19 protein-coding genes and 1 pseudogene are annotated in these 22,562 nt (G+C 66.9%); 2 read left to right on the forward strand and 18 right to left on the reverse strand.

Annotation, left to right across the window (positions count from 1 at the left end):
* Positions 1–27 precede the first annotated feature (27 nt).
* From CVV72_RS11985 to CVV72_RS12025, 9 genes are all read right to left on the reverse strand, one after another.
* Complete coding sequence (locus CVV72_RS11985; protein ID WP_219152509.1) at positions 28–882, reverse strand: siderophore-interacting protein; 855 nt, start codon at positions 880–882, stop codon at positions 28–30.
* Positions 879–1,112, reverse strand: coding sequence for a phosphopantetheine-binding protein (locus CVV72_RS11990; protein WP_219152510.1), 234 nt, complete (start codon positions 1,110–1,112; stop codon positions 879–881). The genes CVV72_RS11985 and CVV72_RS11990 overlap by 4 nt, the downstream gene beginning before the upstream one ends.
* Entirely contained in the window at positions 1,109–1,780 is a 672-nt protein-coding gene (locus CVV72_RS11995) for an isochorismatase family protein (RefSeq protein WP_255632644.1), read from the reverse strand. The genes CVV72_RS11990 and CVV72_RS11995 overlap by 4 nt, the downstream gene beginning before the upstream one ends.
* A complete protein-coding gene (locus CVV72_RS12000; RefSeq protein ID WP_219152512.1) occupies positions 1,777–3,399 on the reverse strand; it encodes a (2,3-dihydroxybenzoyl)adenylate synthase in 1,623 nt (540 codons plus the stop codon). Before CVV72_RS12000 ends, CVV72_RS11995 begins: the two co-directional genes overlap by 4 nt.
* Complete coding sequence (locus CVV72_RS12005; RefSeq protein ID WP_219152513.1) at positions 3,396–4,589, reverse strand: isochorismate synthase; 1,194 nt, start codon at positions 4,587–4,589, stop codon at positions 3,396–3,398. The genes CVV72_RS12000 and CVV72_RS12005 overlap by 4 nt, the downstream gene beginning before the upstream one ends.
* A gap of 153 nt (positions 4,590–4,742) precedes the next feature.
* On the reverse strand, positions 4,743–5,492 hold the full coding sequence (locus CVV72_RS12010) for a 2,3-dihydro-2,3-dihydroxybenzoate dehydrogenase (RefSeq protein ID WP_219152514.1): 750 nt from the start codon (positions 5,490–5,492) through the stop codon (positions 4,743–4,745).
* A gap of 269 nt (positions 5,493–5,761) precedes the next feature.
* Positions 5,762–6,223: a GerMN domain-containing protein gene (locus CVV72_RS12015; RefSeq protein WP_219152515.1), complete on the reverse strand. Its 462-nt coding sequence runs from the start codon at positions 6,221–6,223 to the stop codon at positions 5,762–5,764.
* Complete coding sequence (locus CVV72_RS12020) at positions 6,220–7,626, reverse strand: ATP-binding protein (protein ID WP_219152516.1); 1,407 nt, start codon at positions 7,624–7,626, stop codon at positions 6,220–6,222. The genes CVV72_RS12015 and CVV72_RS12020 overlap by 4 nt, the downstream gene beginning before the upstream one ends.
* Positions 7,623–8,357 carry a response regulator transcription factor gene (locus CVV72_RS12025; RefSeq protein ID WP_304511414.1) on the reverse strand — a complete coding sequence of 245 codons (735 nt, stop codon included), beginning with the start codon at positions 8,355–8,357 and terminating at the stop codon, positions 7,623–7,625. Before CVV72_RS12025 ends, CVV72_RS12020 begins: the two co-directional genes overlap by 4 nt.
* 154 nt (positions 8,358–8,511) lie before the next feature.
* Between CVV72_RS12025 and CVV72_RS12030 the strand changes: the two genes are divergently transcribed.
* Positions 8,512–9,069 carry a D-alanyl-D-alanine carboxypeptidase gene (locus CVV72_RS12030; protein ID WP_219153915.1) on the forward strand — a complete coding sequence of 186 codons (558 nt, stop codon included), beginning with the start codon at positions 8,512–8,514 and terminating at the stop codon, positions 9,067–9,069.
* 723 nt (positions 9,070–9,792) lie between these two features.
* Here the strand turns inward: CVV72_RS12030 and CVV72_RS12035 are convergent.
* From CVV72_RS12035 to CVV72_RS12055, 5 genes and pseudogenes are all read right to left on the reverse strand, one after another.
* Positions 9,793–10,695, reverse strand: coding sequence for a hypothetical protein (locus CVV72_RS12035; protein WP_219152517.1), 903 nt, complete (start codon positions 10,693–10,695; stop codon positions 9,793–9,795).
* 40 nt (positions 10,696–10,735) lie between these two features.
* On the reverse strand, positions 10,736–11,323 hold the full coding sequence (locus CVV72_RS12040; RefSeq protein WP_219152518.1) for a GTP cyclohydrolase: 588 nt from the start codon (positions 11,321–11,323) through the stop codon (positions 10,736–10,738).
* An 18-nt stretch (positions 11,324–11,341) separates the two neighbouring features.
* Positions 11,342–13,651 (reverse strand): ATP-binding protein, encoded by a 2,310-nt coding sequence (locus tag CVV72_RS12045; RefSeq protein WP_219152519.1) that lies wholly within the window; start codon positions 13,649–13,651, stop codon positions 11,342–11,344.
* A 500-nt stretch (positions 13,652–14,151) separates the two neighbouring features.
* Positions 14,152–15,032 (reverse strand): annotated as a pseudogene (locus tag CVV72_RS12050) (IS5 family transposase).
* Positions 15,033–15,598: 566 nt separating this feature from the next.
* Complete coding sequence (locus CVV72_RS12055) at positions 15,599–16,606, reverse strand: trans-acting enoyl reductase family protein (RefSeq protein WP_219152520.1); 1,008 nt, start codon at positions 16,604–16,606, stop codon at positions 15,599–15,601.
* Positions 16,607–16,705: 99 nt separating this feature from the next.
* On the opposite strand from CVV72_RS12055, the gene CVV72_RS12060 reads away from it, so the two are divergent.
* Positions 16,706–17,632: a helix-turn-helix domain-containing protein gene (locus CVV72_RS12060; protein WP_219152521.1), complete on the forward strand. Its 927-nt coding sequence runs from the start codon at positions 16,706–16,708 to the stop codon at positions 17,630–17,632.
* Between the two features lie 105 nt (positions 17,633–17,737).
* On the opposite strand, the gene CVV72_RS12065 is transcribed toward CVV72_RS12060, so the two are convergent.
* The 4 genes from CVV72_RS12065 to CVV72_RS12080 are packed head-to-tail and all read right to left on the reverse strand — an operon-like array spanning position 17,738 to position 22,520.
* Positions 17,738–18,562: an SGNH/GDSL hydrolase family protein gene (locus CVV72_RS12065; RefSeq protein WP_219152522.1), complete on the reverse strand. Its 825-nt coding sequence runs from the start codon at positions 18,560–18,562 to the stop codon at positions 17,738–17,740.
* A 10-nt stretch (positions 18,563–18,572) separates the two neighbouring features.
* Positions 18,573–19,829 (reverse strand): carboxyl transferase domain-containing protein, encoded by a 1,257-nt coding sequence (locus tag CVV72_RS12070; RefSeq protein ID WP_219152523.1) that lies wholly within the window; start codon positions 19,827–19,829, stop codon positions 18,573–18,575.
* Positions 19,822–21,231, reverse strand: coding sequence for an acyl-CoA synthetase (locus tag CVV72_RS12075; RefSeq protein WP_219152524.1), 1,410 nt, complete (start codon positions 21,229–21,231; stop codon positions 19,822–19,824). Before CVV72_RS12075 ends, CVV72_RS12070 begins: the two co-directional genes overlap by 8 nt.
* An 11-nt stretch (positions 21,232–21,242) precedes the next feature.
* Entirely contained in the window at positions 21,243–22,520 is a 1,278-nt protein-coding gene (locus tag CVV72_RS12080; RefSeq protein WP_219152525.1) for an SLC13 family permease, read from the reverse strand.
* Positions 22,521–22,562 lie beyond the last annotated feature (42 nt).

The following is a 22,562-nucleotide window of genomic DNA, read 5'->3' on the forward strand; positions in this document are numbered from 1 at the left end:
ATTTCCTCGTTCTTCGATGAGTGGGGATCAGTGGTCGTGCTCGTCGTCGAAGTCCGCGACGCCGCGTTTCCAGTAGCCGGTCACGTCGTGGTCGTCCTTGCCGAGCCCGAGGTCGTTCTTGAGCCAGCGGCGCAACGGCTTGATCTGCCCGGCTTCACCGGCGACCCAGGCGTAAAGCCGTTCCCCGGCGGGGACTTCGATCGTCTGGACCGCGCGGGCGAGCATGTCCGAGTCGCCCGGCGCGGCGTCGCCTCGGTGCAGCCAATGCACTTCGACGTCTTCGGGCGCGGACAGCTCGATCTCCTCGCTCGCGTCGGCGACCTCGATGAACGCCCAGCCCGCGGCGGTGCGCGGCAGCTCTTCGAGCCAGCGCGCGATCGCGGGCAGCGCGGTGAGATCACCGGCGAGCAGGTAGCGGTCGTAGGTGTGCGGCACGATCAGCCCGCCGGGCGGACCGGCGACGTGCACCGGGGTGCCGGGGGTGACCTTCTCGGCCCAGCCGGAGCCGAGCCCGCCCTCGTGCAGCGCGACGTCGAGGTCGAGTTCCCCGGAAGCCGGGTCGTACCGGCGGACCGTGTACTCGCGCGACGTCGGTGACGGTTTCGGCCAGCGCAGCATGTCACCGTCCTGGACCGGCAGCTTCGGCTCCGGATCAAGTTCGGGGAACAGGACTTTCACGTGCTCGTCGGGCGAATGCGCCTCGAAACCCGCTGTTCCCGGCCCGCCGAGGGTGACGCGCAGCAGTCCGGAGCCGATCATCGTGGTGCGCACGACCTCGGCCTGCCGGACACGGATCGGGTACGGGACCTTCTCCGCGTGCGCTCCTCCGCGCACCTCGGCGATGCGTTCGAGGTGCCGGTGGCGATGGTCGGCGCGGCTCACGCGGTACTCCCGGTGAGGACCTGGGTCCAGTGACCGAGGGTCGGCTGTTCGGCAAGGTCGGCGAACTCCAGGTTGTCGGCGCCTTCGGTGCGCCACTGCTCGACGAGGCCCATGATCCGCATCGAGTCGAGACCGAGATCGGTGAGATCGGTCTCCGGCTTCAGCTCGGCCGGGTCGCAGCCGAGCAGTTCGGCGACGTCGGCGTGGATCTTCTCGACACTGAGGCTCATCCCTGTGCTCCGGCGTGGATCGGGGCCAGCGCGGTGAGCGCGGCGGCCGTGGTGGTCAGTGCGCCGCAGCGCTGGGCGACGTACTCGCAGGCCTGGTCGTGGCGCTCGCGGGAGAAGTCCGCGACCGCGTCACCGACGAGGAACGGCTGGATGTCGCGCATGAAGGCCTCGACCGCGGTGGCCTGGCAGCCGATATGCGCGTAGACACCGGTGATCAGCAGTTGATCGCGACCCGCCTCGGCGAGCTGCTCGGTGAACGTGCTGCGCTGGAATGCGCTGTAGCGCCACTTCGTCAGCACCGTGTCACCCGGCTTCGGCGCGAGCTCGGCGACCACGTCGGCGGCCGCCGGGTCGTCGTCGATGACGGCGCCGATCCCGTCACCCCAGAACTCGGTGAGCAGTCCGCGGTCCTCGGCGGCCTGGTGACCGGGCTGCGCGGTGTAGAACACCGGGACCCCTGCGGCGCGGGCGGCGTCGGCCAGCGCGGCGATGTTCGCGACCATCTCCGGGATCGGGGCTCCCTCGTACGGCGCGAGGAAGTACCGCTGCGCGTCGTGTACCAGCAGGGCGGCACGCGCGGCGTCAGGTTTCCAGCCGACCCGGCCGGTGGGCAGCTCGGCTTCCGTCGGCAGGGCGTACGGCTCGATCTTGGGCAGTGACACTCTCACTTCTCCTTCGCCAGGGCGGCCAGCGCCGCCCGCAGCTCGCGTTTGCTGGTCTTGCCGACCCCCGTCACCGGGAACTCCGGCACGATCTGGACCAGATCGGGCACCTTGAACGCCGCGACCCCGCGCTCACGGACGAACCGGCGCAGCTCCGCCGCGGCGGGCTCGGCACCGGCCGCGGGCACGACGTAGGCGCAGGTGCGCTCGCCCAGGTACGGATCCGGCACCGCGACGACGGCGGCATCGAGCACGCCGGGATGGGCCATCAGGTGGTTCTCGACCTCTTCCGCGGCCACCTTCTCGCCACCGCGGTTGATCTGCTCCTTGGCCCGGCCGACGACTTCGAGGTGCCCCGACGGATGCTGCCGCACGAGATCCCCGGTGCGGTAGAAACCGTCCTCGGTGAACGCGGTCGTGTTGTGCTCGGTCGCGCGGTAGTAACCGCGGATCGTGTACGGGCCACGGGTCAGCAGCGCGCCGACCTCGCCCGGCGCGACCACATCGTCCGAAGTGGACAGTGGGTCGTCCGGGTTCACGACGCGGACCTCGTCGTCCGGTGAGATCGGCCGTCCCTGCGTGGCCAGGACGTACTCGTCCGGATCGTCGAGCCGGGTGTAGCAGACCAGCCCCTCGGCCATGCCGAACACTTGCTGCAGACGGCATCCCAGCGCGGGCCCGATCTTCTCGGCCAGCTCGCGCGCGCATTTGGCACCGCCGACCAGCAGGACGTCCAAAGAGGACAGATCGCGGGTGGTCCGCGCGGCCGCCTGCGCCCACGCGGCGGCCAGCGGCGGCACGAGCCCGGTGATCGTCACGCCCTCGGCTTCGATCAGCCGGAACGCGGTGTCGGCGTCGGGACGCGGCGCGAACACCGTGGCCGCGCCCGCGTGCAGCGCGCCGAGCAGACCGGGCGAACTGAGCGGGAAGTTGTGCGCGACGGGCAACGCGGCCAGGTACACGCTTTCCGGGCGCAGGCCGCAGATCCGCGCGCTTTCCCGGACGCTGTAGAGGTAGTCGTCGTGGGTGCGCGGGATCAGCTTCGGCAGTCCGGTGCTGCCGCCGGACAGCTGGAGGAACGCGACCCCGGCGGGATCCGGATCGGGCAGGGCACGCGGAGTCGCCGCTTCGAGCACGGCGAATTCCTCCGTGCCGACCACGAAGACGTTGCGCACCGAAGGGATTTCGGCGGCGACCGCGTGCGCCATGGCCGCGTGACCGAACCGCTCGTGCTCGCCGACGGTCAGGATCGCCGCGGCCTCGCTCTGCTCGGCGAAGTGCCGCAGCTCGCTTGCCCGGTGCGCGGGCAGCGCGAACACCGGCAGCGCGCCCGCCCGCCACAGTCCGAACACGACGGACGCGAATTCCGGCATGTTCGGCAGTTGCACGACCACCCGGTCGCCCGGCCGGATCCCGGCACCGGCGAACCCGGCCGCGAGCCGGTGCGCCCGCTCGTCGAGTTCGGCGAAGGTCCAGCGGGCGTTCTCGCCGATCACGGCGGGACGCTCGGCGTACGCCTCGGCGAGGCTGGTCAGCAGTTTGCCGAAGGTCTGACCGCGCCAGTATCCGGAAGCCCGGTACCGTGCGGCGGTCTCGGGCGGCCAAGGCACGTGGTCGGGGTTCATACCGCTCCCTCCAACCCGAGCGCCCTGAGCATGGTGCCGAACTTCGCGCCGGTCTCGGCGAGTTCGGCCGCCGGGTCGGAACCCGCCACCACGCCCGCGCCGGCGAACAGCCGCACGGTGCGGTCGCGGATCTCGGCGCAGCGGATGGTGACCACCCATTCGCCGTCCCCGTCCTGGTCGGTCCAGCCGACGAGACCCGCGTAATAGCCGCGATCCTCGGGTTCGAGCGCGGCGATCGTGTCGCGGGCTAGCGCGGTCGGGACGCCGCAGACGGCGGGCGTCGGATGCAGTGCTTCCGCCAGCCCGAGCGCGGACGAACCGGCGTCGCCCGGGTCCGCGAGGCGTCCGCTGATCCTGGTCGACAGGTGCCACATCGTGGGCGTGCCGATCATCTCGGGTTCGGCGGGGACGTCGAGGTCGTCACAGAACCGGCCCAGCACCTCGGCCACCTGCGCGGCGACGTGGGCGTGTTCGGCACGGTCCTTTTCGGACGCCAGCAGATCGTCGATCCGGCGGGCGTTTTCGGCGTCGTCGGCCACTCGCGGCCGCGACCCGGCCAGCGGGTTGGCCGTCACCACCCGGCCACGGCGGGATACCAGCAGTTCCGGGCTCGCGCCGACCAGGGTGCGCGGCGCGGGGTCTCCCGGCGCGCTGACGTCGACGGCGAACGCGTGGGCCGCCGGGTCCGCGTGGACGAGACGGGCCAGCAGCCGCGGTACGGCGATGGGGTCGCCACCGGTGACGTCGAGGCAGCGGGCCAGCACGATCTTGCGCAGGTCACCGTCGCGGATCTCGTCCAGCGCCTTGGCGACCGCAGTGGTGTAGACCTCCGGCGCGGGCCGTGGCGACACCGACCAGTCCCCGCCGAGCGGGGCGACCGGACCACTCGCCTTCGGTGGTCCGGCCCGGCGCACCACGGCGGGTACCACCAGGCTGCTCGGCGCGTCGGGCCGGAATCCGATGGCCCCGGCCACCACGGGTTCGGCCACTCCCGCCACGAGCGCGGCGTCGAGGACTTCGGCGGCGGCACGGGCACGTTTGCCCGGCATCGCGTGGACCGGGGCATACACCCCGTCGGCGAGAAGCGATCCTCGAGCGGACGAGTAGTAGAACGATCCGGGCAGGTACGCCGCCAGCAGATCGGCCGCCTGGTGGACCGGCCTTGGTCGGGCCGGTGCAGGTGAGGACACGACTGGATTCCCTTTCGCGAATACTACTGACCAGGTCGGCACCTTGGGGTGCTGTGGTGCCCTATGCGGCGCGGAAAGCCATCCCCGACGCGCCTTTTCGGTTAGCCTAACCTAATCATACGGACCCGAAAAGTCTTCATCGGGTCATCGAGATCACGCGCGGAGCGTGGCCCCGCCGTCGACGTACAGGTTCTGCATCGTGATATGCCGCGCGCGATCGGAAGCCAAAAACAGGACGGCGTCGGCGATATCGGCGGGTTCGGCTATCCGGCCCAGTGGTATGCCGACACGGTATTGCTCCGGATTTCCCGCGATGACAAGGTCCGCGCCGTTCTCGTCCGTCCACAGTAGACGTTGCATCTCGGTGTCGGTCGAGCCGGGAGAGACGATGTTGCAGCGGATGCCGGAACCGGCGAGTTCGAGCCCGAGGCAGCGGGTCAGCATCGTCGCGGCGGCCTTGGACGCGGCGTACGCGGCCATCCCGCTGCGCGGGACTCCGGCCGCGTTCGACCCGACGGTCACCAGAACCCCGCTCTGGCGGGGCACCATCCGGCGGGAGATCTCGCGGAGCACGGTGAAGACACCGGTGGAGTTGACCGCGAAGGTCGCCGCCCAGTCTTCGTCGCTCGTGTCGCAGACGGATCCCGGCTTCAGTACACCTGCGACGGACGCCCCGATCCCGATCGGCCCGAGTTCGCGTTCGACCTCGGCGACGACCCGCGCGACGGCGGCTGGGTCGCCGACGTCCGCGACGAACGGGGTCACCCCGTCCCGGGGAGTGCCTTCCGACAGGTCCACCGACGCCACGATCGCACCCGCCCTGGCGAGCCCGTCCACGACGGCCGCCCCGATCCCGCGCGCGCCTCCGGTGACGAGCGCGACCCTGCCCTCGATCCCTTCCACGCCACAACCACCCCACGTTCCATTTGCTTAGCCTTGCCTAAGCTAGCGGGCGAATCCGGGCAAAGCGAGGGACTGACACCGGTGATTCGGGACACTTCCGCCTGGGCGGTCCTGGGTAAAAATGCCGTGGTGCGTCCCGTCCGCGTGTGACTGGCCCCAGGCGAAGACGTAACTCGCGTGATTGGAGGCGTAACTCGAGTGTGCGGAGCCCGATCACGCGAGTTACGCCTCCAATCACGCGAGTTACGTGTCCGAACACGCGTGATCGCCTAGCCGGGCAAGGGACACGACAACGGACCGCGGACGGATCCTTCGCCCCGCAAGGTGATCTGCGCGCTCCCGCCGAGAGAGTCCCTGGCGGTGCACACGATCTGGTCGACCGCCCTCGCCGACAACCCGGCGACGCCGACCGACAGGGTCACCGTGACCCCGTTCGGCGCGGGCGTCTGGTCCAGGACCACGGTGCCGGGCGGGACTTCGGTGGTGTACTCCCGTTCCCGCTCGCTCTCGTCCGGACCGGCTGCGAGCAGATCGACGGGACTCGCCGGAGGCAGTTCCTGCGCCAAGGGGCGCAGCACGCGGACGGGCTGCCCGCCGGACAGGAAGTAGAGCACCGCGCCGTTCGCGGGGCCCGCCGGCGCGGGCGCTCCGGCGATCACGGCGCTGGGGCGGACGCCGCAGCCCGCGACCACCGAAACGATCAGGAGCGCCGCAAGCCAGATCTTCCTCATGCCGTCCCTCCCAGCCGGGGCAGGCGCAGCGTGAACACCGCGCCGCCGTCGACGCCGTTGGCCGCGCTCAACGTGCCACCGTGCAGCCGGGCGTTCTCCCAGGCGATAGCCAGTCCGAGCCCGCTGCCGCCGGACCTCGCCCTGGCCGAATCCGCCTTGTAGAACCGGTCGAACACGTGCGGGAGCACCTCGGGCGCCAGCCCGGGACCGCGGTCCGAGACCTCCAGCGTGATCCACTCCCCCGCTTCGGAAAGCCGGAGTGAGACCGGCTTTTCCCCGTGCCGCAACGCGTTCCCGACCAGATTCGCCACGATGACGTCCACCCGCCTCGGATCCCACTCGGCGAAGATCCCGGACGGCAGGTGACCCGCCACCTCGCCCGTCCACCCCCGGATGCGCAAGCTCGCCGTGACCACCTCGGCGACGTCGACTTCCTCCCGCGCCAGCGCGGCGGCCCCGGCGTCGAAGCGGGAGACCTCGATGAGGTCGTTCACCAGCCGCGTCAGGTTGTGCGTCTCCTCGATGCTCATCTTCGCCGCGCGGCCGGCGTCCCCGGGCAGCTTCGACGCCTCCTGCTCCAGCACGTCCGCGACCGCGGTCATCGCGGCGAGCGGAGTGCGCAGCTCGTGGGAGACATCGGCGACGAACCGCCGCGCGTCGGCCTCCATCCGTTCCAGCTCGCCGACGTGCCGCTCCAACGCTTCGGCCGTTTCGTTGAAGGTGCGCGCCACTCCGGCCAGCTCGTCCGAGCCGCGGACGCTGATCCGCGCCCGCAGGTCTCCCTTTCCCAGCCGCCGCGCCGCGTCGCCCAGCTCCCGCACCGGCCGCAGCACACCGCGGGCGGCCAGCAACGCCAGCCCGATCGCGAAGACGAGCGCCACCCCGCCGATCAGCCAGGCCCGGGTGGCGAGTTCGTCGATGCTCTTCGCCTCCGGCGCCATGCTGCGCGCGACGTAGGCCTCGATACCCGAATCCCGTTGCTTCCCACCGGGAAGCAGAACGGTGAACCTGGTGCCCACCACCAGCATCGGTGCGCCCCGGGCGTCGACTCGCTGCCAGGCGACGTTTCCCGACCGGACCCGCTCGCGAAGCTCGGGCGAGATCAGCGCCCGCATCTGCTCGCTCCCGCTCGCCTTGTCCTCGTACAGGACGAGGGAACTCAGGTCACGGTCGGACAGTTCGCCGCTGATCCGGCTCAGCGTCCCGTCGCCCGGCGGCAGCGGGCCGAGCGGGAACAGCGCGGTGGCCTTGTCGACCAGGACACGGGCGGTGGCGTCTTGCGCCTGCTGAAGGATCACGGTACGAGACTGGACGTAGGCGCCGCCGGCGACCGTCGCCGCGGTGATCACGACCAGCAGACTGAACGCCAGGAGCAGCCGGGTGCGCAGGCCACCGAGCTTCACAGTGGCCCGAAGCGGTAGCCGAATCCGCGAACCGTCTGCACGTAGACCGGCGCGGACGAGTCGTCCTCGATCTTCGCGCGCAGTCGCTGCACACAGGCGTCGACGACTCGGGAGTCGCCGAAGTACCCGTGCTCCCACACGCTTTCCAACAGGTACTGCCTGCTGAGCACCCGGCCGGGCACCTGGGAGAGTTCGAGCAGGAGCCGCAGTTCGGTCGGGGCGAGGGCGACGGGCCTGTCCCTCTTGGTCACGGTCAGCGCGGCACGGTCGATGCCGAGGTCACCGTGCCGCTCGATCCCGGTCTGCGCGGGCACCGCCGCCGCGGGCTGCCCGCTGCGGCGCAGCACCGCGCGGATCCGTGCCTCCAGTACCTGTGCCCTGGCGGGTTTGACCACGTAGTCGTCCGCGCCGGCGGCGAGCCCGGCCACCACGTCGATGTCCTCGTTGCGCGCGGTGAGCATGATGATCGGCAGATCCCCCGCCGCCCGGATCCGGCGGCAGACCTCGAAACCGTCCAGTCCGGGCAACATCAGGTCCAGAACGACGATGTCCGGCGGCCGGGACGCGAGCCGGGCGAGGCCTTCCTCGCCGGTGGCCACCGCGTCGACCGCGTGGCCACGGCCGCCCAGCGCCATGCTGAGCCCGTCACGCACGGCTTGGTCGTCCTCGATGAGCAGCACCCTGGGCATGCCGACGACTATCGCAGCGCCGGACGGAATCCGCTCGTCCATGACACGCCATGGTGCCCGTCCCGTTTCCGCGGAACGTCCACGGAATGTCATAGTTGCGTCACGGCGTCCTCCGTGCGGAACGGTGACCTTTTCGTCGGCGTCCGCGCACGTCACCGCGATCGGGTTCGCACAGGCGTCGGCGAGGGTCGACGGCATGAAAGAACTCCTGCTCGCGGCGATCACCCGCGTCCTCGCGGTACTGCTGCTGATCCCGGCGTGGCTGCGGTCCCCCGGCCACGCACGGCGGCTCGCCTGCGGTTGGGCGCTGTCACTGCGGTTCCCCACCGAAGACCTCGCCGGGCTGACCGCCGGAACGCTCGCCGCGTTCACCGCCGCCAGGACCGAGGCGTTCTGGCGGCACCACACGCTCCTCGGCGTCACCTCGGGGCACCGGGACGCCGCCGAGCAGCATCGGCTGTACCTCGCGGAGGCCGGGCGGAAGCGTGTCCTGCCGCCGCAGGACTCCGCGCACGTCAGCGGTACCGCCCTGGACGTCCGGCCGCGCGAAGGCGCGCAGTGGCTGGAGGACCACGGCGCCCGCTTCGCGCTCTACCGGATCTACGACAACGAGTGGTGGCATTTCGAGTACCGGCCCGGCGAGGTTCCGCCCACCCGGCTGCCGCATCCTGGCTGGCGGAGGACCCACTCGCGTACCGGCGATCAGCCCAGACCTTCTCGAAGGGAGCCGCCTATCTCGCCCATGCCCGCCTAAACCCACGACCTCCACTTCGGTTGACCTCGCAAGTTAGTCGCCCTGGCATGCATGCTGCCGGAGCCACTGCCATCCTTCTCCTAGACGTAACCTGGACCTGCTCGTCCCACATCGAGTTTAAAAACTACGCCACCACCGATGTATGTGCGTCGGGTGACACGACAGGTCTCTCGTCGGCGACCACGCTATTCGCCGGCAATTCACGCCACCAGAGATGGGTGCCTGAAGCGCGTCAACTTGGCTTACGCCTCCATACAACTGCTTGCTTGACAACTCTAGTCGATCGCGAGCACCGGCCAACGAATGCCCTACGCGCTTTATCATGCCCGTCAGGTACAACCACGTAGCCCGTACACTGCACAGCCTCCTGATCACGCCCTTCGTTAGCCGCCTGGCCATCCATCGCAACCTGCACTCACGCCGGCGATTCCGGTTGCCAAGACAAGCCCCGTTCCGACACCCGAGTCGAACTCTTAAGAACGCGGTCTTCCAAGTGATCGAAAGTGTGATGTGAAATTTAGGTAACCAAAGTCAGACTTGCTCAAAATCGCCATCGACGAAGAAAACGAAGCCGCGCAAAAACAGGCAGTGCAAACATTGAGCTGAGGGTACTTATAAAGTAGTTACAATCTCACACCTCGTGAGCACCACGAAATATCCAACCTCGCCGATTGATGAGAAGGTATCGACAACGAATCGCTGAATTCGGCCGCCAGCGTGGACTTAATAGAAGCTACTGGCCGAACGTGGCTCGACCAGGGAACGGCAATGAGCATCGATACGACCGAAACAAGCCGACCCTACAGGACAACCACTTCGCTCCTGGGAAAGTTCCACTAGCGGCAGGTCGACTAACTTGGCAGGAAGCGGCCCCTTATTACACCGCGCCTCCTCGCGAGTGCAGAACGATCGAGCCACCTGCCACTCAAGATGGTTGAGGTCGTCGATTCGAAGGCTGGCGAATTCAGCAGTCAACTGCATCGCGCCTTCGACAGCTTTACGCAGCGACAGCAACGTCGCCGGTCGCGCCAGCTTACTTTCTGCATACGTTCGATATCCGGTAGCCCGCGCCGGATAGACCCGGCCAGTGCGCATGTAGAGCCTAATTATGTGGTAGTCAACGGCAGGTGCCAGCAGTTCCGGATCTTTTGGTGTGATCAGCTCGCTGCGAGCCAACTGTTGAACTAGAATACGCGCCTTCTTCCTAAGCGGATCCTCGGCGTACGGCCCCAACGAGTCAAGAAATTCATAGAAGCCGCCCGGCCCGCCAAGAAATACCGGGGTCGCCATGACGCCATGCAGATAATCGCGCACGGCTCGCTCTCGAGCTGAAACACCCAAGAGATTCAAGATCCGACTCCTTTCCCCGAGATGCACTCGCGATTCTAAGCCGGCTCCAAGTAATCCCCAGGTCAGGTCGCGATCCAAATCAGCCAAGTAACTCGGATCGAGCTTGCCCGGCTCAGAACGCGCAATCTTCATTACATGACCGTGAAGACGATCCCAGTTCGTCTGATGACAGACGGCAACAAAAACTATCTCCGCCCAGACAGCGAGAGCTACATCAAATTCTCGCAACGGATGCCGCACCATCGGAGGCTTTGCGCTCTTCAATTCACCAGCCACGGCATAGCACCGAAGTCGATCTATCCGCCATGTTCCACGGTCAGCTGATGACATGACCCAGTACCCGCGCCTTCTCATCAAGATACTCACGCATTAATTCATTCTTTACCACAACAAGCCTTCGCGTACCGATTACATTGACACCGTTCTCGCGAATCAAAGAGGCCTTTGTCGGATTATTAGTCAACAAGACTACGGGCCGATCATCAATCAGATACCGCAAAACCTGCGAAGCTTCCGCATAGTCACGCGGATCACTCTCGATGCCCAATCGACTGAAAGCCGCAGCAGTGTCAACCCCCTGCGACTGCTGGATTGAAATCGCCTCCAGCTTGGCACGCAGGCCCGCGCCCCGCCCCTCTTCCAGCAGATAAACGACAAAACCACCTTCCATAGCGACAAGTTCAATCGCTGCGTCTAATTGACCTTTACAATCACAGTCCACCGCACCGAAAGATTCACTTAATATGCAAGAACTTTGAACGCGAACAATTACTGGAACCACTTCAGGAGCCCCACTAACTCGGACGACAACACCTTCAAGAAGACCAGCCTCGACGTGTCGGACATTTAGCGTCCGCCCATCGGACTCCACAACAATTTCTTTGCCGACCGAAAAATTAGGCATTCCAACTCCGCGCGTAATTCAAAACTGCATCGCAGAAGCAGGAATAAAGGCGTCTTTTTGAAACTCCTCGACATACCTCGACGGCCATTCTATGCCCAACTTTCCATACTCGGCGGCAGCTCTCCGTATTTCCACAAAGTTGAACCTCGTTGGAGACGAAAGATATGATATCACAGCATCAGAAAGTCGCCAGTGAAGATACTCAAGTGGGTGCATCGATTCTTTTTCATGAAGAATTCGCCGAATGGCGCCGAGCGCAACTTCAGATTGCGCAAGATTACCCTGAAGAAGATACGCATCAGACTTACCCAATGTTGCCCATATCAGTAAGTCTACGTCGCCGATCTTGGTGGCAATTTCGGCGGCGGAACTATACTCGGACAAGGACTCTTCCACATTTGATCCGTGCCTAAATACTTCACCTAAAGCTAAATGGGCGCTACCTATTGCGCCAATGGCCCCGCAGTCCGTCGCCAGATCCAGAGCTTCACGAGCCGCATCCACAGCCGGAGCAGTACGTACTGCTTTTGCGCCAGACCGGGCAAGAGCTCGCAGACAAGATGCCAGGAGCAGCTTCGACACACGCTGACTTCGCGCACGATCGACAAGTTCGGCCGCGTGTGTCACCGCTTCAACATAACTGCCAAGATCGCGAAGGATAGTGTTTTCCTCTTTTGCGACAGCAATTTGTCCCCCCAGATCATCTGTCCGCATGAAGTTATCTGCAGCTAGCCTGAGCTGAACTCTACACTCGAAATAGGAGTTAAGTCGAAGCAGCAGCCGTGCGCGCACGAGATAAAGGCGGCCCATGTCATCTTCTGCATACTCATTGTCACTAGCCGGTGACAGCAAACTAAGCCCTTCACGATAATATCCCGTGCTGTGCATCACTTCAGCTAAACCGAGCCGAGCTATGGCACGAAACCGCAAATCGTCACTGATCGAACCTCCGCGCAAGCAGCGCTCATACAAATCGATTGCCGGAACATAGGCCGACTGCGCTATAAGCTCATTGGCAACCGAGAGGGCATTACTGGTGAATATCTCGTATTGCGAAGCTTCGTCCGCGAGAACAGTCATCTCATATCGATGCAGGATTGTTTTGGCAGCACCGATCGATCCCATTGCTTCAAGCAGAAGACTCGCTGATTCGCGTCTAATTGCAGGCGGCAACGAGCGAACCACTTGAAACTTCGTCACATCGTGCACAAAATGAAATTTATCAAGGTCTTCGACCGTAGATTCAAGAAAGTTCGCTCGCATCAATTCTTCGAGAGTATCGTAAGCTTCGCCAGATGACGAAACTCCCATTAGTCGCCGAGCAAAATTTATGTCAAAGCCCTCATTGACGGGGAGCATCGAGACGATTCGAATTAATCTTCGAGCCGAGGTACTTAGTTCCCTAATGCGTTTTTCATAGTATGGACCCAAGCGATCCCATATAGTATAGTCAGCAGCATCACTTGAATTTCCTTCAACCCATTCTCGCAAAAGCAATGGCCGACCTTGGCAGTTTCTTACCACAGTCTGCAGCGCCGAGAACGACCGAACACTAATATTCCAAGATCGACACCATTCTTGCAAGGCAAAAGCATCCAGCGGACTCAAATGAACTTGGTGCGCGCCCATGTATGACAGACGCGGCCAGATCCGCTCAAGCAGACCGATGCCTTCGGGTATCTCATCGTTGACCGCCATGCACAATCGCCACCTAGGCGGCAATTGATCAGAAATTGCCATCACCGCATCTTCGACTCCCGACGATGCCGACTCAAACTTGTCGACAATAATCACGCCGCCGACCCCGCTATCATCAAGTGCCCCTAAGAGCGTGGAAAAACCGGCGAGCATATCATTCGAGCCAGCTTCTCTTAGTCGGTCTACTCCAATGAAATGAGTGTTCTTCGCAATTTCATCGGAAATCGATTTTGCTAGCGTCTCGGCAATTTTCTTGGTTTTAGGAAATAAGGCGCCGACAGCATCGAACAGCGCCGCAGTAGCTAGCGACCATGCATGGTCTCGCGTGCCGCGCACGAGAGCACTTGAGACGTCTCGAATCCTGGGGCCACGCAAGCGAGTAGACTCCAAAATCTGCGAGGTTAGAAGCTGAAGAAAATGACCAACAGAGTGCGCCGATGACTCTACCGTGTACTTAACCATGATCGCCTTGGTCGGCGAAGAAAGCGCAAGAGGAAGAGACCGCAGAAACTCGGATTTTCCGATACCAGAAGGACCGACGATGATCACCTTTGCGGCGTCCCGTCCAAGCAAGTCAGCCGCGACCCGTAACTCTGTGTCACGACCATAGAGAGTAAGCTTCTTCGACAACGGCCGACCTATCGTCTAGAAGGCTACTACTTTACCACGAAGCTTCACCACGCGGCTCGACTGCATGGTTGCCCGTGGGTCACCGAAGCCTACGCAGCCCAGGTCGCAGGACATTGGCTTCCACGCTATGCCGCAGGCACCCGTACCTAAATCGATTCACCTGCCGTTTTCTACTTCGTCCCGACACCCTTGGAGGTGGCAACCCAGCTGACCGGGCAACCCGGCACCAGCGGTCGTCCGCAAGGAGACAGCGTCTGCTCCTGCCTCGGTGCTGACGTTGGGAGTCATGCGTCCGGAGGTTCCGGCTGGTTGCCCTCCTCTGCCAGCGGCCTGCACTGATTGCGGCAGGGGAGTCCTGGCCCCCTACGGACTGACACGGACGTTGAGCTCGTCGACCCGATCCCGCCACACTCAGCTGAGTAGCGACCTGATGGTCGCGAGTCAGCGTCCGACCGCCGGTATGCTCGTACTCGAGGATCTAGGGCGTGTCCTGGGGATCTTCATCGGAGGTGGAGGACGATGCAGGCGAGGATGATTTCGGCGCGGTGGTAGGCGGCTCGTTTGGCGAACCGTGTTGCCAGGCCACGGAACTGTTTGAGCCGGTTGAAGCATCGCTCGACCACGTTGCGGAGCTTGTAGAGGTCGGGGTCGAAAGCCGGTGGCCTGCCACCCGCGCTGCCCTTGGCTTTGCGGCGGGCGATCTGGTCGGCGCGTTCGGGAATGGTGGCCTTGATCCCGCGCTCCCGCAGCGCTTTCCGGGTGCTCGGGTGGGTGTAAGCCTTGTCGGCCAGCACCCGCCCGACCCGTATTTTCTGTCCGTCCACCTCGATGTCCCGGATGTCATCCAGCAGCGGCAGCAGCTGCGGGTTGTCCCCGGCCTGCCCCGGCGTGAGGATCACCGCCAACGGCAGCCCCGCGGCGTCGACGGCCAGGTGAAGCTTGGTCGTCAGTCCGCCTCGGGAGCGTCCGAGGCATTCGCCGTCGACGGCGAGGTCTTCGACCCAGTCCGCGCAGCCCCTTTTTTCCGGGCGCCGGCCGCGTGCTGATGCGCCCGGACACTCGTGGAATCGACACTGATCACAAACTCGACGTTCTCCTCCAGTGACCCGAGGGAGTCGTCTTTGACGATCACGTGTTCCAGGATCCGGTCCCACGTCCCGTCCGCGGTCCACTTCCGCAACCGCTCATGCGCGGTCTTCCACGGCCCATAGCGTTCCGGCAGATCACGCCACGGCGCACCCGTCCGCTCATGCCACAAGATCGCGTTGATCACCTGCCGGTGACTACGCCACCGCCCACCCCTGCGACCTGTCTCCACAGGCAGCAACGGCGCAATCGCTGCCCAAGCCCTATCCGTCAGCTCACCACGACCCACCACCATCCATCATCTGCACATGATCATGGAAAAGATCCGCAGGACACGCCCTAGAAAGCCGAGCGCCGTGTTGTCATTCGTTCAAAACTCTGTTCTCAAATGTCAAGAAGAGTGACCAGACCCTAGGACTAGACCCCGTCAGGCTCGGTGTTGAACGCGCGCAGCGCTCGGAGTTCATCCGCTTTCCGAACGCGCCGGCGTGCCCTGGGGAACAGCATTCAATAACCGTGGAGCGACCGTTCAGAGAATCCTTGCGGGATTACACGTCACAGCTGGTACAAGTTAATCTCCGAGGCGGGCGTTGTTCAGTGCTTTCTTCTGACTGGCCGCTGCTGCCTCACCGCTCCGGCCACGAGCGTCGGTGACGCCTGACCTTGAACAGGGCCGCTGCAGATGCGGAGCAGGAGCGGCACGTCGGGCGTCAACACGTTCGCGAGCGCCACGCGTTGCCTCACCGCGAGGCAGATCAGCCCGAGCGCTGTCTGATCAAGCCCGAAACCGTCTGTCAGGCAAAGGCGCCGGTCGTCGATAGCGAGCCTCACGTCGCCCAAGCTGCTGGATGCGTGTGGTTATTATGCAAGTTGCTCTACCGTCACCCGCGGCGCCAGCGCCGCCAGGAAGTCGGCCGCGTCGAAGGCCTCGCCCGCGGAGACGACGCCGGTCGCCTTGGTCCGGCCGTCGAGCACGCGCTGGACGGCCTCCACCACCAGCGGGGCCGTGATCGCGTAGATGTCCTGCCCCCGCGCGACGATCCGCCGTTCTTCGCCGCCGGCCCGCACGACGACGTCGACCACGAACTCCTGCGAAGAAGGGCCGTCGGCGGGAGGCGCGGGCGTCTCGGGCGTCACGACCTCACGGGCCGCGTTCACGGTCATGTACGTGGTCACTTCGGGAATGGCGAGATGGCTCGGGACGGTGACGACGTCGGCCATCGTGAACTCACCGAGCACGGCTCGGGTCCCGAGCGGGGCAGGGAAGTCCCAGTCCAGCTCCGGCAGCGCGTCGTCACGGTGCTCGATCCGGCCGCCGGAGAACCGGATCCGCTTCCCGTCCCGCCGCTCCCGCGAGACCCTGCCCGCCGCGCGAGTCCCCTCCGTCGGATGCCAGCTGCTCAGCCCGTACGCGACGTGCGCTTCGTCGGCGGACGTCCAGTCCCCCATCGCGGCGGTGACCATCAGATCCCCGAGGCCACCGAAGAACGCCATCGCCGGGATCACCGTCGCTCCCGAGGCGCGATCGCCGAACCGCGCGAAGGTGTCGATGTTCGCTTCGAGCTCCGCGGCCACGTCCAGGTACGGGATGCCCGCCCGCAGCGCCGCTTCGATCACCGGAGCGGCGGTGTCGGCGAAGGGCCCGGCGGCGTTGATCACCGCGTCCGCGCCGGCGAACGCGCGGTCGAGCGAAGCCGGGTCGTCGACCGACGCCTGCCGCACGTCGAGATCGGGCCAAGGCAGGCCGCGCAGTCTCGCCTCGTCGCGCCCTACGGCCAGCACACCGAATCCGCGTTCGCGCAACTCCGCCACCACGAACCTCCCGGTGTGCCCGTAAGCCCCGAACACCGCGACGTCGTTGGTCCCCATGGTCTCTCCTGTCCTCGGCCGATCCACTGTGGACCATCCTGTCGGCGGATCGCGGCACTCGACAGTGTCCGGAACGCCATCATGCGTACACTTTCGGACATGAACACGGTCGCCCTCGCCGCCACGGACGGGATGTTGCAGTTCGAGCTGTCCATCGCCCACGAGGTCTTCGACACCGGCCTGTACGAATTCGGCGTCTACGGCACGGAGCCGGTGCGGGTCGGCCGGTTCCTGCTCGAACCGGAGCACGGGCTCGACGAGCTGAAGCGCGCCGGCACCGTCATCGTCCCCGGCTGGGCCGACATCGACGTCGATCCGCCGCCGGAGCTGGTCGCCGCCGTGCGCGCCGCCCACGAAGCGGGCGCGAGGGTGGCTTCCCTGTGCACGGGCGCGTTCGTGCTGGCGGCCGCCGGACTGCTGGACGGCCGCCGGGCGACGACGCACTGGGCGCACACCGACGTCCTCGCCGCCCGGTTTCCCTCGGTGGAGGTCGATCCGGACGTCCTCTACGTGGACAACGGCCGCGTGCTCACCTCGGCGGGCAAGGCCGCCGCGATGGACCTGTGCCTGCATCTGGTCCGGTCCGACCACGGTTCGGCGGTCGCGAACACCATCGCCCGCCGCCTGGTCGTCCCGCCGCACCGCGCGGGCGGGCAGGCCCAATTCGTCACCGCCCCGGTTCCCGACCAGGACGACCATCCGCTCGGCGGGCTGCTTCCCTGGATCACCGAACGGCTCGACCGGCCGCTGACCGTCGAGGACCTCGCCCGCCACGCGAACATGAGTTCACGCAACCTGGCCCGGCACTTCCGGTCGGCCACCGGGACGACGCCGTTGCGCTGGCTGCTGAACCAGCGCATCCGCCGCGCGCAGGAACTCCTGGAGCGGACCGACGACAGCGTCGACCTGATCGCCGAGGCCACCGGGATGGGCACCGCCGCCACATTGCGGCGGCACTTCAACCGCACGGTCGGCGTGCCGCCGGACAGCTACCGCCGCACCTTCCGCGCGGCCGCCGAGAGGTGAGGCCAGGCGGCGGGCCGCGTGTCGCGAAAGCCACTTTCGCGACGTGTGATGTCCCGAAAGTGGCTTTCGCGACACGGTCGGCTACCCACCGCGACCCGACACCCCTCAAGCGCGCAGCCGTGCCGTGATCAGGTCCGCGACGGCCGCCATCCCGGCCTCGTTGGGGTGGTACGGCACGCGTCCGGGCGCGGCCGCGTACCGCTCCATCCACGGAACGGCGGCACAGGCGTCGTGGTCCGCGCTGACCGCGGCCGCCGGGATCAGGGCGGCCCGTTCGGCACGGGCCGCCCGGCGGGTCGCCGCCGCGAGCCGGTCCGCGACCTCGCGTTCGAAGGCCAACTGCTCCGAGGTGAGCGGAACGCCGTCGCAGGCGGGCGCGGTGCGCGGCACGATCGTCAGATAGTCGACGACCAGCACTCGCGCCCGCGGCGCGCGCTGATGGACCGCCGCGATGACGGCGCCGATCTTCTCGTGCACCGTGGTCAGCGCCGCGCGGACGGCGTCGCGGTCGACCTGTCCGCAGTTCGCGCCAGCGGTGTTCTGGCAGCCGTAGGTGAACAGGCTCCCGACGTAGCCGACGTCGTTGCCGCCGATGGTGACGGTCACGAGGCGGGTGTCTCTTGTGACGGCTTCGATCTGCGGCGGCTGCCCGGCCTGTCCGGCGGTGAGGATGTTCGCCGTGGTCGCTCCGCTGCACGTGACGTCCGTGAGGGCGAATCCGCGTTCCCCGGCCACGAGACTCGCGTAGTTCTTCGTCGAACGTCCGCACGCCGCCGGGGTTCCGGGCTGCTGCGGCGCGATTCCTGGCCCCGCGGCGAAGGAACTGCCCATGGCGACGTAGCGGGCGGCACCGGCGGCTTGGCCGGGCGGCGTGACCAGGAGGCCGAGCGTGATCGCGGCGAGCACCGCGACGGACATCCGTTTGACCATGTCGAACCCCTTATCCCAGGAAGGTGACCGGTTCCGGTCCCGCGATGCCGTCGATGACACCGAGGGCGAGCAGATCTTCGGGCCGTGGCTTCAGCGCGTCGGCGAGCGCGGGGATCTCTTCAGGGTCCCGTTTGAGGATCCCGGCCGCCAGTTCCGGGGCGATGACGGAGAAGCAGGCGTCCGGGGTGAGCCAGATCCGGTCCGCCGAGCAGAGGGCGAGCGCGCCACCCGACCCTCCTTCCCCGATCACCAGGGTCGTGATCGGCACCTTCGCCGCCGCGATCGTGCCGAACAGTTCGGCGATCGCGTTCCCGGCCCCGGCCGTCTCCGCGGCCGGACCGGCGGCCGCGCCCGGGGTGTCGACGAGGGTGAGCACCGGCAGCCCCAGCCGGTCGGCGAGGCGGATCAGCCGGGTCGCCGTCCGGAAACCGCCGGGCGTGGTCGCGGTCCCGGTCTGCGCCGCGAAGGCGATCGGCCGCCCTCCCCTGCTTCCGAGTCCACAGAGGACACCGTCGTCGGCGCCGCCCCGGAGGGTGACGCGGGTGTCGAAGTAGTCGTCGAGGTAGGCGCCCGCGCGGGGCCGGTCCGCCGACCGGGCGCGAAGAACGGCCTGCCAGCCGTCCGGGGCGGGATCGAGGGCGCCGAGCGCGCGGGGCAACTCCGCCGGGCGGTTCCGGGAAGCACCGGTCAGGAGACCGAGCCACACCTCCAGCCGGTCGGCGATCGCTTCCTCGGCCACGAGTTCGTCGACATATCCGGCCGCGTACTGGTTTTCCGCCGTGTACGCGGGGTCGTCGGCGTATCGCTCCGGCCGCACCCGGCGTCCGGCGAACCCCACTTGAGCGCCGGGGACCGCGAGTACGACATCGGCGTCGGCGCCGAGGGACGCCCACACCCCGCCGGTGGTGGGGTGTCGCGCGACGGTGATGTGCGGCAACCGCTCTTCACGCAGCAGTGCCAGACCGCGCGCGATCCGCTGCAGTTGCCGCAGCGCGGGAACGCCTTCCTGCATCCGGGTGCCGCCGGTGGACAGCAGCGAGACGACGGGCAACCGGTGCGAGCGCGCCTCGTCGAGCGCCCGCTCGATCAGCGCGCCGGTGCCGGTCCCGACCGAACCGCCGAGGAAGCCGAACTCGAAGCGGAGCACCACGACCTCGTGGCCGCCGATCTTCGCGCGCTCCCAGACCACCGACTCGTCCGTGCCCGTGCGTTCCCTTGCGCGGGCGAGGGAAGCGGCGTAGCCCGCCCAGCCCAGCGGGTCAGTCATGGAGAGCCCGCTTGAGGACCTTGCCCATCTCGTTGCGGGGCAACGCTTCCAGGTATCGCACCACCCGCGGCCGCTTGTGCGGGGAGAGCAGTCCGGCGACGTGGTCGGCGAGTTCCTCAGCCGTCGGTTCGGCCCCGGCCGGGACGATCCAGGCCACGATGCGCTCGCCGAGGTCGTCGTCCGGCTCCCCGGTGACGGCCGCCTCCGCGACCCTGGGATGTTCCAGGAGCGCGTTCTCGATCTCGCCCGCGCCGATCTTGTATCCGCCGCTCTTGATCAGATCGGTGGCGCGGCGGCCCACGATCCGCACGTAACCGTCCGGATCGCGCACCGCCATGTCGCCCGTCTTGAACCAGCCGTCCCGCATCGCGGCTTCCGTGGCGTCCGGCCGGTTCAGGTAACCGAGGAACAGGTTCGGGCCGCGAACCTCGATCTCGCCGACGGACTCGCCGGCGAGCGGTTCTCCGGCGTCGTCGACCAGCCGCAGCTCGACGCCGGGCACCGGCGGGCCGACCGCACCGGGCCGCCGGTCCCCGGTGGCCCGGACACCGCAGTTCATCAGTGTTTCGGTCATGCCATAACGTTCGACGACCCGCTGCCCGGTCGCGGCGGCGATCCGCTCGTGGTCGGCCGCGGGCAGCGCCGCCGAACCCGAAACCAGCAGCCGCGCCGCGCCCACTCCGGCGGCCAGCGCGGGATCGGCCTCGCAGTCGGCCGCGAGCCGGTGGTACATCGTCGGGACACCGAAGAGCATCGTGCCCGCACCGGCGAGTTCCTTCGCGGCCGCTTCGGTCGAGAACCGGCCGAGGTGGTGCAGCGAACCGCCGCGCCGCAGCGGGCCGACCACGCCCAGGATCAGGCCGTGCACGTGGAACAGCGGAAGGGCGTGCACGAGGACGTCGGCGCCGGTCCAGTCCCAGATCTCGGCGAGCGCGTCGAGATTCGACGCCACCGCCCGGCGCGGAAGGAGGACTCCCTTCGGCGGTCCGGTGGTGCCCGAGGTGTAGATGACGAACGCCGGGCTCTCGGGATCCGGTTCCTCGCCTTGCCAGGGCGCGCCCGAGATGTCCAGCTCGACCGGAACCCGCGGCAGCACATCGAGTTCCGGCGGCAACTCCGCGTCCGGTGCGGCCAGCACCAGGTCCGGCACGCTGTCGGCGACGATATGCGCCAGTTCGCGGGAACCGGCCTTCGGATTGATCGGCACCACCGGGACTCCGGCGGTCAGCGCGGCGACGATCGCGACACAGGTCCGCAGCGTCGGCGTCGCCCACACCGCGACCCGCGTACGGCCGGCCAGCGTGGCGGCGAGTGGGCCCGCGACGGACGCGAGTTCGCCGTAGGTCAGGGATTCGGCCCCGAACCGCAGGGCGACCCGGTCACTCTTCCCGGCAACCAGCATGGATCTCCTCCTCAGCCCCAGTCGGGCACGACGAACACGAGCCAGGCGATCAGCGGCACGATGGCCACCACGAGCGCCCCGTAGACCAGAAGTTGTTTGAAGAATTTGTCGCGATCGACGTCCTTCGCGTTGGCGAGGACGAGCGCGCCGTTGGTGGAGAAGGGACTGACGTCCACCATCGTCGCCGAGACCGCGAGGGCGGCGATCATGCCGACCGGCCCGATCGTGCCCTGCGCCAGGAACGGCACGGCGAGCGGGATGAGCGCGCCCATCAGCCCGACCGACGACGCGAAGGCGGAGACGACACCGCCGATGTAGCAGAGCAGCAGCGCCGCGAGCAGCGGGATCCCGACGGTGGTGACCGCGTTGCCGACGTAGTCGATGGTGCCGATCTCCTTCAGCACCGCCACGTAGGTCAGCACACCGCAGATCAGCAGCACGGTCGGCCAGGTGATCTCGGAGACGGCGGAACGGCTGGTCTTGGGCCACGCGACGCTCAGCAGGACGGCGACGGTGATGGCGGTCAGGCCCGGGTCGAGGTCGAACACGAGGGTGCCGGCCACGAGCGCGACCAGACCGATCAGCGTCACGATTTTGGGGCCGTCCAAGGGAATGCGCTGTTCGTGCGGCAGCGGCTCCTCGTCGGTCTCCACTCCCCCGGTGCCCGCCGCCACGAGCCGGCGGCGCCGGAGCTTGGTCCCGCCGAGGACGACGAAAAGGACACCCGCGATGGCGAGGTTCATGCCGAGGCTCGCGAAGAACAGCACCACGGGGCTGCCCGCGATGTGGTTGCGTTCGACGATCCCGTTGACGATCGAGCCGTAGACGCTGATCGGCGAGAATCCGCCGCCCTGCGCACCGTGCACCACCATCGCGCCCATGAGCAGCGGGCTGATCCTGTAGCGGGCGGCGAAACCGAGCGCGATCGGCGCGACGATCGCGCAGGCCGCCGGGCTCACCGCGCCGATCGCGGTCAGCGCGCCGGTGATCACGAACATCACCCACGGGATGAGCGCAATCCGGCCGCCGACCAGCCGGACGGCAGCGGCGACCAGCCAGTCGGTGGTGCCGTTGGCCCTGGCGATGGCGAACAGATAGGTGACGCCCACCAGCACCACGAAGATGTCGCCGGGGAAGCCGGCGAAGATGCCGTCGGTGTCCAGGCCACCGGCGAGGGTGCCGACGAGGAACGCGCCGGCGAAGGCGAGCGCCCCCATGTTGATCGAGCGGGTCGTGGCGAGGACGAAGATCACCACGAGGACGAGGATCGAGATCAGCTGGGCGGACATGACCGTCCTCCTTGACGGCGGGAGCCCCTTGGCGAGTGGCCG

The sequence above is a fragment of the Amycolatopsis sp. TNS106 genome (assembly GCF_019330265.1).
Lineage (GTDB): Bacteria > Actinomycetota > Actinomycetes > Mycobacteriales > Pseudonocardiaceae > Amycolatopsis > Amycolatopsis lurida.

Excerpts from the sequence above, each read along its gene's own strand:
- CVV72_RS12070 (WP_219152523.1), bottom strand. The coding sequence starts at position 19,829 with ATGACTGACCCGCTGGGCTGGGCGGGCTACGCCGCTTCCCTCGCCCGC.
- CVV72_RS12040 (WP_219152518.1), bottom strand. The coding sequence starts at position 11,323 with ATGCCTAATTTTTCGGTCGGCAAAGAAATTGTTGTGGAGTCCGATGGG.
- CVV72_RS12080 (WP_219152525.1), bottom strand. The coding sequence starts at position 22,520 with ATGTCCGCCCAGCTGATCTCGATCCTCGTCCTCGTGGTGATCTTCGTC.
- CVV72_RS12025 (WP_304511414.1), bottom strand. The coding sequence starts at position 8,357 with ATGGACGAGCGGATTCCGTCCGGCGCTGCGATAGTCGTCGGCATGCCC.
- CVV72_RS11990 (WP_219152510.1), bottom strand. The coding sequence starts at position 1,112 with ATGAGCCTCAGTGTCGAGAAGATCCACGCCGACGTCGCCGAACTGCTC.
- CVV72_RS12055 (WP_219152520.1), bottom strand. The coding sequence starts at position 16,606 with ATGGGGACCAACGACGTCGCGGTGTTCGGGGCTTACGGGCACACCGGG.
- CVV72_RS12015 (WP_219152515.1), bottom strand. The coding sequence starts at position 6,223 with ATGAGGAAGATCTGGCTTGCGGCGCTCCTGATCGTTTCGGTGGTCGCG.
- CVV72_RS12060 (WP_219152521.1), top strand. The coding sequence starts at position 16,706 with ATGAACACGGTCGCCCTCGCCGCCACGGACGGGATGTTGCAGTTCGAG.
- CVV72_RS12000 (WP_219152512.1), bottom strand. The coding sequence starts at position 3,399 with ATGAACCCCGACCACGTGCCTTGGCCGCCCGAGACCGCCGCACGGTAC.
- CVV72_RS12075 (WP_219152524.1), bottom strand. The coding sequence starts at position 21,231 with ATGCTGGTTGCCGGGAAGAGTGACCGGGTCGCCCTGCGGTTCGGGGCC.
- CVV72_RS12030 (WP_219153915.1), top strand. The coding sequence starts at position 8,512 with ATGAAAGAACTCCTGCTCGCGGCGATCACCCGCGTCCTCGCGGTACTG.
- CVV72_RS12065 (WP_219152522.1), bottom strand. The coding sequence starts at position 18,562 with ATGGTCAAACGGATGTCCGTCGCGGTGCTCGCCGCGATCACGCTCGGC.